Consider the following 13,335-nt stretch of genomic DNA (forward strand, 5'->3'; position numbering starts at 1 on the left):
AATGATGTATGAGTAAAAAGTATGTAGTAGCTTTAGGATTTTCATTAGTTTTTGTCGGCATGCAAGTTGCGTCTGCTGCGATTAATATTGACCGTACACGGATCATTTTTCCAGGCAAAGATAAATCAATCAGTTTGGTTATTAATAACCAAAGCAAAACAATGCCCTACTTAGCTCAATCTTGGATGGAAGATGAAAAAGGGAATAAGGTTTCTGAACCTTTTACAGTTTTACCTCCAATGCAACGCGTTGAGCCGAATGCTAAAAACCAAATTAAAATTATTAAAACAGAGGGAATAGATGCTCTTCCACAAGATAGAGAATCTCTGTTCTATTTAAATGTGCGTGAAATTCCACCGGTGACAGATAAAGAAAATGTCGTACAGATTGCGATTCAAAGCCGTCTAAAAATGTTTTATCGACCACCTCAAATCGAAAATAACAGCGATAAAGTATGGGCTAAAGAGCTGAAATATACGCACACAGGTGGGCAATTACTTATTGAAAATCCAACTAAATATTATGTGACATTGGGTTATCTCAGTAATAATAACCAGAAAAATTTTCCTGGTTTTGAAAGTGTGATGATTGCCCCGCTTTCTAAGGAAAGTGTTCCCGTACCAGCAAGCAGTTTTAATCAGTTATATACCGGTTATATGGATGATTACGGTGGCATGAAAATGTTGACTTACCAATGCGCTGCGTCGACCTGCCAGCTGTCAAAAGAGAGCCAATAGGATTTTAGATATGAGAAATTGCTACTTTTCAATATGTCTTTTTATGCTATCTCTATGTGGAAGCCAAGCTTATGCAGATAGTAGCATGATGAGAGGTGATCTTAATTTTACGGGAAATGTGGTGGCATTGCCTTGTAAGATTTCATTTTACTCGATAGATCAAAATATTGAATTAGGACCAATATCTCTGAATTACTTTAATGAAATTGGAGACAGAAGCCCTAAGCATGAAATCAAACTAAAGTTTGATGATTGTATTTTTCCAAAACGCAATCGCGATGATAGGGTTCCGGTTGTTCGGATCATGTTTATTTCAGAACCAACTGAAAGTACAGACCGTAATTTATTTGGTGGTAAAACCATTCTAAATGGTTATGGGATTCGATTAATGGATAAAGATGGCAATATTGTCCCCAATGGTGAATACCGTAGTTATCCAATCTATTTTGATGATAACCAGCAAATTACGATTTATTCCATGCTAGAGAGTTATCTACCAAGAAATGAATTAACAGTGGGTAATATTAAAACGCAAATTACCTTAAATATTACTTACATATAAGGTGTATAAATCATGATACACAAGTTTATTCAAAAATATGGTTTTTATATTTTATTTCTATTCGTTTTTATTAGCCCAAAAACCTTTGCATTAGATTGTGTGGAAAAGGGGACTGGAGTCGTCGAAAAACCCGCAGTTCCTGTAGGTCAATTGGCCATTCTTGCTGATACAACGGCAGGTTCTATTATTTGGCAATCCGACCCTTTAACAGTAACCGTTTATTGTGACAATGTACTTGGTAATGCTGTTGACGTTGTTCATATGTATTTTAATCCGAAATCTCAAAAACTTGGGACAGGGTTATTACTAGGCGCGAATTACCAAGGCCAACAATTGGAACAAAATGAGCAGCGTGTCAACTTAGGGACTCCACCTATTCGCCGCGGAGAGAATGTCACGGTAACAGTGACTTTTACACTATATATCAAAGTGACGGGTATTGTTCCTCCTTCAGGTAACTACACAGGGGATAACCAATTTACGGTTTTCCAGTTTGATGGAAGTGGTGGGATAAACCATACCAATGGTGCAAAAAACTTGAAGTATTCTATTACTGGGTTACGAGGTATTCGCTTCCTCAAGTGTGGGGCTGATATTAAAGTTTACCCAGAGTCACAGCAAATTGACTATGGTCAGTTAATGATCACTGAGCTTAATCAAGGAAAAGAGTTTAAAAAAGATTTTCAGATACAAGCGGTGAAGCGGGGCTGCTTAGATAATTTTTCCATGAATATTAACTTCGAAACTACAGACCCGTTAAATGGAGAGTATGCCATTGATCTAAAAAATGGGACTAATTTAATTATTTCGGATGATAAAGCGGAAAAAATAAAATTTAATTACTTCCAGTTTTTCGGAACACTCCCCTTAGGGAGTACATCTATTACACGTGACTACAGTGCGACGGTTAAAAAGGTAGGAGCGGTAAAAACAGGACCATTTAGCGCCTCAACGATTGTCCGTATTAACTATTATTAACATTAATCCGAAGAGATGGCTAAAAATACATGATGAAAATCAATATATTGATTTTCGGCTGATAACGCAAAGCGGGAAAAATCACACTGTTATCCCTCGTTGTCAACAACCAAAGAGCAGGCCAAAAGCCTGCTCTTTGTTATGTTACATCGTTATGTAGTGATATAGGCTAACGAAATTTAGCGCATTCCTTTGCGCTAGAGTGGCAAATCTTATTTAACGCATTTACTGCAAGTCTCATTTTGGACTTGTTCAAAGAAGTTATTGCCTTTGTCATCAACGAGAATGAATGCAGGCAGCCCCTCAACTTCCATTTTCCAAATCGCTTCCATTCCTAATTCTGGATACTCAAGGCAATTTAAACTTTTCACATATTCTTGAGCGAGAATCGCAGCTGAGCCACCGATACTACCTAAATAAAACCCTCCGTGTTTTTTACATGCATCAGTTACTGCCTGAGTTCGGTTGCCTTTCGCCAACATTAGCATGCTACCACCGTGGGATTGGAACAGGTCAACATAGGGGTCCATGCGGTTACCGGTTGTCGGGCCTAAAGAACCGGAAACCATATCTTCTGGTTTTTTGGCAGGTCCTGCGTAATACACCATGTGGTCTTTAAAATATTGAGGCAATTCTTCACCGTTATCTAAACGTTCTTTAAGCTTAGTATGCGCAATATCTCGAGCAATAATCAGTGGCCCGCTGAGAGAAACACGTGTTGATACCGGGTGTTTACTCAGCTCAGCCAAAATATCTTTCATTGGGCGGTTGAGGTCGATATGTACCACTTTTCCTTCAGCTTGGTTACGCATAGATTCAGGAATGTATTGGGCTGGGTTATGCTCCATTTTTTCAAGCCATAAACCGCTTTTGGTAATTTTAGCTTTAATATTACGGTCGGCAGAGCAAGAAATGGCTAAACCGATTGGGCAAGAGGCACCATGGCGAGGTAAACGAATAACTCGTACATCGTGAGCAAAATATTTACCACCAAATTGTGCGCCAAAACCAAGATGACGAGAAGCTTCTAATAACTCATTTTCTAGTTCAATATCACGGAAAGCACGGCCGTACTCATTACCTGTGGTTGGCAGGTTGTCGTAGTATTTTGCGGAGGCGAGTTTGGCTGTTTTCAGTGTTGTTTCCGCTGAAGTACCGCCGATAACGAAGGCAATATGGTAAGGCGGGCAAGCTGTTGTTCCTAAGTTACGCATTTTTTCAATTAAGAAATTTTTTAACTTGGCTGGGGTTAAGGTGGCTTTTGTTTCTTGGTAAAGTGCTGATTTATTTGCTGAACCGCCGCCTTTGTTAACAAATAGGAAGTGATATTCATCACCTGTGGTCGCAAAAATGTCAAACTGTGCTGGCAGGTTTGTGCCAGTATTGACTTCATTAAACATATCTAGCGGTGCATTTTGAGAAAAGCGCAGGTTTTCGTGTTGGAAGACATTATAAATCCCTCGAGAGAGGTACTCTTCGTCATTGCAGTCTGTCCAAACTTGTTGGCCTTTTTTCCCAACAACCGCAACCGTTCCTGTATCTTGGCAGTTTGGCAAAATACCTTTTGCAGAAATTTCAGCATTGCGAAGTAATTGTAACGCCACGTATTTGTCGTTTTCGCTGGCTTCTGGGTCTTGTAAGATAGCGGCGACTTGTTTCTGGTGCGCAGCTCTTAAAAAAAACTGGGATTCATAAATTGCGTGTTCTGCGAGGAGAGTTAATGCCTCAGGTTCTATCTTTAAAATTTGCTTACCAGCAAATTGTTCTACAGAAACATATTTATCAGAGACTTGGAAATACTCAGTTTTATCCTCAGATAATGGATAAGGTTCTTGGTAAAAAAACTCTTTATTAGCCATTTTGCTCACTCACATATTAATTTCAGTGGAATTTCCAAAGGTAATCACCCGAAGGCTTATGTTTATTCTTTAATTGATTTAACTCGAAAGATACAAAGTAAAATTTATAGGTGTAATAATGAAACAAAAATCACAAAATAAGTCACTAAAAGTTACAGTTTAGATTGAAATTATATCAATTTGATTATTATATTCAAAGAGATGCAAAGAATAATATGATATTGGTTAAATTTATTGAGATAAAAAATAAGGATTAATGAAAATTAGATTTAAATCACATAATAATATTATCAACTGCGACTTTAATTATTTGTTATAGATGTTACCAGTTATTGCCTTTGTTCTATATATAATCACGATATATATCTACTGGATATAACTATCATCAAAACTCGACGAGTTAGTTATGGTAAAGGCTTATTGTATTTTTATCTCGCATGAAGTTTTAAAATTTATATCATTAAATATATGAATTAAAAAATTAAAAATAATAAAAACTATTAATTCCATAATTATTATTATTTTTATTGTGAATTGTTTTAACTCTATGAATTTCATTGAATTTGACTTAAGTTTTATCTTCGAATGTATCATGTAAATCTATAGATATGGACAGACTGATTCTATATATCGCTATGTCGCTTATTTTTCTCAAAAATCTGTTTTATTTATTGAGAATTCATAATGAAAGGCAAACGAAGTTGTGAAAATGGCTTTCAATTTGCAAAAACAGTGTTTATCATGCATGCCTTATGAAGTTTAAATGGCGCTACTGGTTTTGGGCTTTGCTGGGGAAATTATTTACTTATGTTACTTAAGTTGACAGAGTAAACCTCCGACAAGCTTATACAGTCTTTAACGGTGGCGGTTCTATCTGCATTATTCCTAGGGATAGAGTGTATAATAAATGACTGAGACAACCTCTCTGACACCACTCATTGAATTAAAATCTTTAAGTAAAGGTTTTGATGGCAAACAAATTATTTCTGAGCTTGACTTAACCATTCAGAACGGTGAGTTTTTGACCATTCTGGGGCCTTCTGGTTGCGGTAAAACGACTGTTTTACGTCTTATTGCAGGGCTAGAAGATGCCGATGGCGGTCAAATTATTCTTGATGGTCAAGATATTACGGATATTCCAGCGGAAAACCGTTTTGTAAATACCGTCTTTCAAAGCTACGCTTTATTTCCTCATATGACAGTCTTCGACAACGTGGCATTTGGCCTGCGCATGCAAAAAACGCCTGCGGCTGAAATTCAAAAGCGTGTCGACCAAGCCTTGCGTATGGTGCAGCTAGAAGATTTTGCTGAGCGTAGACCCAACCAACTATCTGGTGGTCAACAACAACGCGTGGCGATAGCCCGTGCGGTAGTGAATCGCCCGAAAGTCTTACTACTGGATGAATCATTGTCTGCGCTTGATTATAAACTGCGCAAACAAATGCAAAATGAGCTAAAAGCGCTTCAACGAAAACTGGGGATCACGTTTATTTTTGTGACCCACGACCAAGAAGAAGCCTTGGCCATGTCGGATCGTATCATTGTGATGCGTGAAGGGAAAATTGAGCAAGACGGTACTCCTCGCGAAATCTATGAGGAACCGAAAAATCTGTTTGTAGCTCAATTTATTGGTGAAATTAATATTTTTGATGCGAAAGTATTGTATCGCATTGATGATAAACGTATTCGAGCCAATGTTGAAGGGCATGAATGTGATATTTTCACTGAGCTCTCTGTCAAAGAAGGGCAACACGTCAGTGTGTTATTACGTCCTGAAGACTTGCGCGTTGAAGAAGTGAATGATGCAGATAACCATCCGGGGCTGATTGGCTACGTTCGTGAGCGTAACTATAAAGGCATGACGTTAGACTCAGTGGTTGAAATGGAAGATGGCAAAATTGTCATGGTTAGCGAATTCTTTAATGAAGATGACCCCGATGTCGACCACTCCCTTAACCAAAAAGTTGCTGTGACTTGGGTTGAAAGTTGGGAGGTAGTTCTGGATGATCATTCGTAAACATAAAATTTTGCAGAACGTTATTATCACTGGGGTGGTCGCCTGGCTGCTGCTATTCGTCTTCTTGCCTAATATCATGATTATTGGCACTAGCTTTTTGACGCGTAGCGACACCAACTTAGTTGACTTAGTTTTTACGTGGGATAACTATGTTCGCTTGTCTGACCCGATGTATGCAGAGGTCATGCTGCACTCGCTCAATATGGCGGTGATCGCAACCTTTTTCTGTTTAGTTATTGGCTATCCATTTGCCTTTATATTGGCAAAGCTACCTAAACGGGTGCAACCTTTGATGCTGTTTCTGTTAATTGTGCCATTTTGGACCAATTCATTGATTCGTATCTATGGGTTAAAAGTTTTTCTCAGTACCAAAGGGTACTTAAATGACTTTTTACTGTGGGTTGGTGTTATCGATAAACCGTTGAAAATTATGTATACACCTGAAGCCGTCATACTAGGTCTCATTTATATATTGTTGCCGTTTATGGTGATGCCGCTGTATTCAAGTATTGAAAAGCTGGATAAGTCATATATAGAAGCTGCAAGAGATCTCGGTGCGAATAAATTTCAACGGTTTGTGAAAATCATCATTCCTTTAACGATGCCAGGTATTATCGCAGGCTGTTTGCTGGTTTTATTACCGGCAATGGGGCTGTTCTATGTCGCGGATTTAATGGGTGGTGCGAAAAATCTACTGATCGGTAACGTAATTAAGAGCCAGTTCTTAAATATTCGTGATTGGCCATTCGGGGCAGCAACCAGCATTTTCCTCACGGTGATGATGGGGTTATTGCTGTATGTGTATTACCGAGCAGCTAAGCTTCTGAATAAAAAGGCATATGAAGAATGATCGGACGTACTCTGCGTGGTGGCTTCATGGCCATCATCTACGCTTATCTTTATATTCCAATCATCATTTTGATTGTTAATTCCTTTAATGAGTCGCGTTTTGGTATTCAGTGGCAAGGGTTTTCAACCAAATGGTATGAATTACTAGCTAATAACGATAGCTTATTAGAGGCTGCGGGGCATTCATTAACCATGGCGGTTTTGTCAGCGACTTTCGCAACAGCCATTGGCACATTAACCGCCGTTGCATTATTTCGCTATCGCTTTAGAGGAAAACCTTTTGTTGGTGGCATGTTATTTGTGGTCATGATGTCACCTGATATCGTCATGGCGATTTCGTTATTGGTTCTATTTATGATCCTTGGGGTCTCGCTAGGTTTTTGGTCATTGCTTTTTTCCCATATTACATTCTGTCTACCCTTTGTAGTGGTGACGGTGTATGCAAGGTTAAAGGACTTTGATGTGAAGATGCTAGAAGCTGCACGTGACCTCGGTGCGGGTGAGTTTACCATCTTAAGGAAAATCATTTTGCCATTAGCGCTCCCTGCGGTTGTGGCAGGGTGGCTACTGAGTTTTACATTGTCGATGGACGATGTGGTGGTTTCGTCATTTGTTACGGGGCCAAGTTATGAGATTTTACCATTGAAAATATATTCAATGGTAAAAGTCGGGGTCTCCCCAGAAGTAAACGCATTGGCGACAGTATTGTTGATTATGTCTTTACTGCTCGTTTGTTTAAGCCAATGGGTGATGCGGGATAAATACTCGAAAAAAGCGAAATCATAAATGAGTGATGGTGTTGGTTTTTTCTATAACAGCGCCTTTTTGATGCCATACGGCGAGAGGGTGGGCTTTATTTAGCCTATAAGATATATACCCTAAATAATTCAAGTGGTTACTTGATGCATTAAGGGATAAAAACACTTTGTTGAGGGAAACTCAGTAATGAAAAAATGGTCCTATCTACTGGCAGCAGGGTTAATGGCTGCAAGTATTGGCACGGCAACTGCCGCTGACGATAACAAAGACGTACTGTATTTCTATAACTGGACAGAATATGTTCCCCCCGGTTTATTAGAGCAATTTACCAAAGAAACGGGCATCAAGGTGATTTACTCCACCTATGAATCAAACGAAAGCATGTATACCAAGTTAAAGACCTATAAAGAAGGGGCTTATGACTTGGTGGTGCCTTCTACTTATTTTATTGCCAAAATGAGTAAAGAAGGAATGCTACAAAAGATTGATCAAAGCAAATTAACCAATTTTAAAAACCTTGACCCAAACTTAATCCATAAAGAATTTGACCCGAATAATGATTATTCAGTGCCTTATATTTGGGGTGCGACAGGGATAGGTATTAATGGTGAAGCTGTTGACCCACAGTCTGTCACCTCGTGGGCGGATTTTTGGAAACCTGAGTATAAAAATAGCTTGCTGATGATGGATGATGCACGGGAAGTTTTCCAAGTTGCGCTCACTAAATTAGGTTATTCAGGTAATACGACTGATCCGAAACAAATTGAAGAGGCGTATAAAGAGTTGCAAAAATTACGCCCAAATATTTTAGCCTTCAACTCTGACAACCCAGCAACACCATTTATTGAAGGTGAGGTTGATGTGGGAATGTTGTGGAATGGTTCTGCATTCGTCGCGCGGCAAGCTGGCTTACCGATTGAAGTGGTGTGGCCAAAAGAAGGTGGGATTTTCTGGATGGATAGCTTAGCTATTCCTGCTAACGCCAAAAATGTGGAAGGGGCCCATAAGTTAATTAATTTCTTATTGCGTCCAGAAATTGCGGCTCAAGTGGCTGAATCTATTGGCTACCCAACACCAAATTTAGAAGCTAAAAAATTATTACCTGCTGAAATTGCTAATGACCCATCACTTTACCCAAGTGAAGAAGTTCTGCAAAAAGGCGAATGGCAAAGTGATGTGGGGAATACTAATATTATTTATGAAGAGTATTTCCAAAAGCTAAAAGCAGGACGTTAATTATTGTTTTAGTCGCAAGCTAAATAGGGTTTGAAGATAATAAAAAGGCATCACGATTGTGATGCCTCAGACTGCTGACAAACATATTATGTTTGGCGGCAAGTCGAATAGGTTTTGAAAATAAATTAGGAAAATCAATTTATTGATTTTCGGCTGATAACACAAAGTGGGAAAACCACGCTTTTATCCCGCTTTGTCAACAACCTCAGGCATCACGATTGTGATGCCTTTTTTAATGGCTAACGTTTGGCATTATGACCAACAAACTTCACAAAGGTATCTGCCCACGGTTGTAGGAAATCTTTACTTTTGGGTGAAATATTACCTTGTTCATCAACCATTCCTTCATACCACTTCAAATAGCACTCTGGTTGGTTCATTGTCGGCATATTCAAAAATGCCAAGCTATTACGCAAATGTTGTTGTGCAATAGCCGTACTAATATTGCCAATAGATACCCCTAGTACTCCAGCAGGGATGCCATCCCAGGAATTATCTCCCCATGGGCGAGAGCCTTGGTCAATCGCATTTTTCAATACGCCAGGCATTGAACGGTTATATTCTGGGGTGGCGAAAATAATGCCATCACAGGCTTTAATTTGAGATTTGAAATTAGCCACAACAGGAGACACATTTTGGTCTGCATCTTGGTTATAGAGAGGGAGTTCACCAATATTGATAAATTTAAACGTGAAATTTGTGGGGAATAATTTAGTCATGGCTTTAGCGACAACTAAATTATATGAATCAGCGCGCAAACTACCCACAATGACACCAATATTGTATTGATTTGACATGATAAAACCTCTTTCACGGGGAGTTAATTAGGAATACTGCAAACCGTTATTTATTGAATAGAGAATTGTTCCACTCTCACTATTAAACATCATAATCTGAGGATGTGCAAAACTAAGTGAAATTAAAATAGATAACTAAATATCAAAAATATTTGATATTTTTAAATTAATTATGGGGTTACAACTTATCATAATTCGATATTGTGAGTCCTCTTCCACTATTTAGATTTACCCATGAACAAATCAGGGTTACTTGATTTTAGTCAAAATGAAACATACCGACTGGTCGGTATCATTCATCGCATGAATAAATCTGCTCAGCATAGAAAAAAAGATCCTATTAAGCTTCAAGTGGAGTTACTGAAAGCTGCTCGTATTATTGCTGGCAGAGAAGGGATCTCTTCACTCTCACTTAATGCAGTGGCAAGGGAAGCGGGTGTTAGCAAAGGCGGGTTAATGCACCACTTCCCAACGAAGCAAGAGCTTATTCATGCACTGTTTGTGCAATTGCTGGGGATTATGGATGAGAGAATACATACCATTATGGATAATGACCCAAATCCCTATGGGCGGTTTTCTCGTGCTTATTTGCACTATATTGGTGAGTTAAAAGAATCTGATGAAAGTTTTCAGCTCGCGTTATTGTCTTTGGCTATGCCAACTGAGCCAGTGTTACGTCAGTGCTGGCGAGATTGGGTAACCAACCATTTGGAAAAGGGGGATGAGTTCGATAACAGTTATTTAGGCGCGTTAGTGCGTTATGCGGCTGATGGGTTGTGGCTTTCGTCATTGACTGAGGGAGAAACGTTATCACAGCAAGAACGTGATGCGATTGTTAGCCGGTTAACGACAATATCATTTGAACAAATTCCATAAGTAAAAATAGCACGTAAGTAAAAATAATAGTGGTAATGATAGTGCAATTTTATTCATAAAATAAGCACATGAGGCGACAGTGAAATATAAAATCAATGCTTTCATTCTATATGATGCAGTTGATGGCACTTTATCTTTAAAAGAAGATGAGGTGGATGCACAACTGTCGATAACGGCTAATGCGTTGTTGTTTTATTTTATTCAACACAGAGGTGTTGTTTCCCGAGATGAGGTGTTAAAAGCGGTATGGGATGATAATGGATTAGTTTCATCGAACAGTAATTTAAACCAATATCTAAGTATATTAAGAAAAGCATTTCGTCCATATGGTATTGAAAATATTATTGTGACGGTGGCGAGGGGGCGATTAGAGTTTAATTCAGATGTTTCACTTGAATTAATTGATGATATTAAAATTCCTCCCTCTGAGTTAATCCCTAGCTTAAGTGAAATAGAAGAGGCTAAGGTTGTTTTATCTCCAATTCCCAAACCTATCTCTGAGCCTGCAGACCTCAAAAAAATAGAATCAACATTGACGCCAGAAAAAAAAGAAATCTGTTGGTATCTCGCTAGCGGTGTCTTTTTATTGTGTTCCGTTTTACTCGCGGTCATGGCTTATTTATCAAACCAGCCGTCAGTACCGATTAAGATGACAGTACTTGAGCACACTAATTGTGATGTGCTATCGAATGAAAAAATGATCAATAACTCTGTCGCACTAAACTATGTACAAAATTTTGATAAGGTTAGAAATAACTTAAATTTAGCCTGTGCCGAGAAAGAACGGTTTGTTTTTTTCTATGGAGATAAATTGCAGACTAATGGATTGGGTCGAGTATTTCTTGCACATTGTGCAGTAAATGAAGATAACCCATTTAGCTATTGCGATAATTACTTTTACTATTCTTGGAAACCATCATGAAGATATCAGGAAAAGTATTATGCTTACTGAGCTTTTTGCTATTTATTATTGTTGTGATTTACACTCAATCGGTCTTACTTTCCAATAAACAAGATGGTTTATTAATGTGCTCGACAAAAGGCATTATGCGTTTTGAAAATATGCAGGATGAAAACGTTAATGGCAATATTCATTTCAATTTTGGTGCCAATGGCAAAGGAGCCATCGTTGTTGAAGGATATACCGATTCTAAAGCGGGCTGGTTGTACTTACAGCGCTATGTGAAATTTAGTTATACAACAAAACGAGTTTCTCCCACAGAGCGCCATTATAATATCAGTCAATGGGAAGCAAGTGCTTCTTCTATTGATGAATCACCAGATGTGATATTTGATTACTTTATGCGAGAAATGTCAGATAGCCATGACGGGCTATTTCTTAATGCCCAAAAGCTCAATGACAAAGCTTTATTACTCAGTTCAATTAACTCTCCACTTTATATCTGCACGTTAAAGCCTGGCAGTAAATTTGATTAATTCAGTTCTCATTAAATAAATAAGCTTAGCGGTGAAGCCGTTCACTTCATCGTTAACTGACAATCCCACTTCCCTTTATTTCCTATTTTGTCGTATTCCCTGCTGTAGTATTCACAAACTGCAATATCCTCAATTTAGCTATAAATTGACATCATGACAGGTAGACTATCTCTTGGTTAGAACCTAACTCGCGGATATCTGATGTAGGCAAAGCTTATAACCGAGTGAGCAGACCCACAGTTATCATTTCACAAATTACCCCCCTTTATCAGCTCAATAATATTTTATTAACAATCTACCTAGCTAACGCTAAATCTTTATTTAGCCCATTTTTATCTGCAACACAGATGCGTGAATTTTTAATTTTTTCAGTATGAATATGTAAATAGCTTAATTAATTACTCTAATTTTCAGGTTAAAAGACTAAATATTGTCGTTTTGTGGATTTATATTTTGTTTTTATTTTTCGGTTCTATAGTGAGTTTGAAGCCAAAGGCTGCGTTCAATAGATCACCGCGCAGACACCATTGGCGTAAATGATTACCCAGATATTTCAAGGGACATGTACTCGGACACATTAGCTTGGAATATCGAAGGTAAAGAAAAATAAAGAAGGCTTCTCGGAGGAAACAACAATGGGTGATGCATTAGGTCTTATTGAAACAAAAGGTCTGGTGGCTTGTATCGAAGCGGCTGATGCGATGTGCAAAGCGGCGAATGTAGAGCTAATTGGTTACGAAAATGTCGGTTCAGGCCTCGTTACTGCAATGGTTAAAGGCGATGTCGGAGCAGTCAAAGCAGCCGTCGATTCAGGTGTTGAATCAGCACAGCGTGTTGGTGAAGTTGTGACTTCACTAGTCATTGCTCGTCCACACAACGATATCAATAAAATCGTTATTAAGCATAAGGCATAACTTTTTCCGGAGGAAAAAAACATGGGTGACGCATTAGGTCTTATTGAAACTCAAGGGTTAGTGGCTTGTATTGAAGCTGCAGATTCGATGTGTAAAGCCGCAAATGTTGTGCTGATTGGTTATGAAAATGTTGGGTCAGGTTTAGTTACCGCCATGGTCAAAGGCGATGTAGGTGCGGTGAAAGCTGCCGTGGATTCAGGTGTTGAATCCGCCTCTCGTATTGGCACCGTCGTGACATCACTGGTTATCGCTCGTCCTCATAGTGATATTCAGAAAATCGTCGCCCAGTATAAAGTCACGGAATAAAACAGGAA

At 38.6% G+C, this 13,335-nt stretch carries 14 protein-coding genes; 12 read left to right on the top strand and 2 right to left on the bottom strand.

Going from position 1 to position 13,335, the window contains the following annotated elements; genetic code table 11:
• The first annotated feature begins 8 nt into the window (after positions 1–8).
• From SJ312_RS19500 to SJ312_RS19510, 3 genes are all read left to right on the top strand, one after another.
• Positions 9–737 carry a molecular chaperone gene (locus tag SJ312_RS19500; protein WP_004259120.1) on the top strand — a complete coding sequence of 243 codons (729 nt, stop codon included), beginning with the start codon at positions 9–11 and terminating at the stop codon, positions 735–737.
• A gap of 85 nt (positions 738–822) precedes the next feature.
• Positions 823–1,299 carry a fimbrial protein gene (locus SJ312_RS19505; protein WP_226617002.1) on the top strand — a complete coding sequence of 159 codons (477 nt, stop codon included), beginning with the start codon at positions 823–825 and terminating at the stop codon, positions 1,297–1,299.
• 12 nt (positions 1,300–1,311) lie between these two features.
• Positions 1,312–2,277: a fimbrial protein gene (locus SJ312_RS19510; protein ID WP_319868226.1), complete on the top strand. Its 966-nt coding sequence runs from the start codon at positions 1,312–1,314 to the stop codon at positions 2,275–2,277.
• A 212-nt stretch (positions 2,278–2,489) separates the two neighbouring features.
• On the opposite strand, the gene SJ312_RS19515 is transcribed toward SJ312_RS19510, so the two are convergent.
• Entirely contained in the window at positions 2,490–4,136 is a 1,647-nt protein-coding gene (locus SJ312_RS19515) for a fumarate hydratase (RefSeq protein ID WP_004259110.1), read from the bottom strand.
• Between the two features lie 907 nt (positions 4,137–5,043).
• Here SJ312_RS19515 and potA point away from each other — a divergent pair.
• From potA to potD, 4 genes are all read left to right on the top strand, one after another.
• Positions 5,044–6,153: a spermidine/putrescine ABC transporter ATP-binding protein PotA gene (gene potA / locus SJ312_RS19520; protein ID WP_004259102.1), complete on the top strand. Its 1,110-nt coding sequence runs from the start codon at positions 5,044–5,046 to the stop codon at positions 6,151–6,153.
• On the top strand, positions 6,140–7,003 hold the full coding sequence (gene potB / locus SJ312_RS19525) for a spermidine/putrescine ABC transporter permease PotB (protein ID WP_004259100.1): 864 nt from the start codon (positions 6,140–6,142) through the stop codon (positions 7,001–7,003). Before potA ends, potB begins: the two co-directional genes overlap by 14 nt.
• Complete coding sequence (gene potC, locus SJ312_RS19530; RefSeq protein WP_004259098.1) at positions 7,000–7,788, top strand: spermidine/putrescine ABC transporter permease PotC; 789 nt, start codon at positions 7,000–7,002, stop codon at positions 7,786–7,788. Before potB ends, potC begins: the two co-directional genes overlap by 4 nt.
• Before the next feature lie 159 nt (positions 7,789–7,947).
• Positions 7,948–8,997, top strand: coding sequence for a spermidine/putrescine ABC transporter substrate-binding protein PotD (gene potD / locus SJ312_RS19535; RefSeq protein ID WP_094961560.1), 1,050 nt, complete (start codon positions 7,948–7,950; stop codon positions 8,995–8,997).
• A 239-nt stretch (positions 8,998–9,236) separates the two neighbouring features.
• Here the strand turns inward: potD and SJ312_RS19540 are convergent, their stop codons facing one another.
• Positions 9,237–9,794, bottom strand: a complete 558-nt coding sequence (locus SJ312_RS19540) for an NADPH-dependent FMN reductase (protein ID WP_094961559.1) — start codon at positions 9,792–9,794, stop codon at positions 9,237–9,239.
• Between the two features lie 303 nt (positions 9,795–10,097).
• Here SJ312_RS19540 and SJ312_RS19545 point away from each other — a divergent pair, with 303 nt between their 5' ends.
• The 5 genes from SJ312_RS19545 (at position 10,098) to SJ312_RS19565 (ending at position 13,327) form a co-directional block, all read left to right on the top strand.
• Positions 10,098–10,670 (top strand): TetR/AcrR family transcriptional regulator, encoded by a 573-nt coding sequence (locus SJ312_RS19545; protein WP_036958231.1) that lies wholly within the window; start codon positions 10,098–10,100, stop codon positions 10,668–10,670.
• Between the two features lie 79 nt (positions 10,671–10,749).
• A complete protein-coding gene (locus tag SJ312_RS19550) occupies positions 10,750–11,592 on the top strand; it encodes a transcriptional regulator (protein WP_094961558.1) in 843 nt (280 codons plus the stop codon).
• Complete coding sequence (locus SJ312_RS19555; RefSeq protein WP_004259073.1) at positions 11,589–12,107, top strand: FidL-like protein; 519 nt, start codon at positions 11,589–11,591, stop codon at positions 12,105–12,107. The genes SJ312_RS19550 and SJ312_RS19555 overlap by 4 nt, the downstream gene beginning before the upstream one ends.
• A 635-nt stretch (positions 12,108–12,742) precedes the next feature.
• Positions 12,743–13,021 (top strand): BMC domain-containing protein, encoded by a 279-nt coding sequence (locus SJ312_RS19560; protein ID WP_004249182.1) that lies wholly within the window; start codon positions 12,743–12,745, stop codon positions 13,019–13,021.
• 21 nt (positions 13,022–13,042) lie between these two features.
• Positions 13,043–13,327, top strand: a complete 285-nt coding sequence (locus SJ312_RS19565; protein ID WP_004259066.1) for a BMC domain-containing protein — start codon at positions 13,043–13,045, stop codon at positions 13,325–13,327.
• Positions 13,328–13,335: the final 8 nt, after the last annotated feature.

This window comes from Providencia sp. CIM-Carb-044 (genome assembly GCF_033901115.1).
Taxonomy (GTDB): Bacteria; Pseudomonadota; Gammaproteobacteria; order Enterobacterales; family Enterobacteriaceae; genus Providencia; species Providencia hangzhouensis.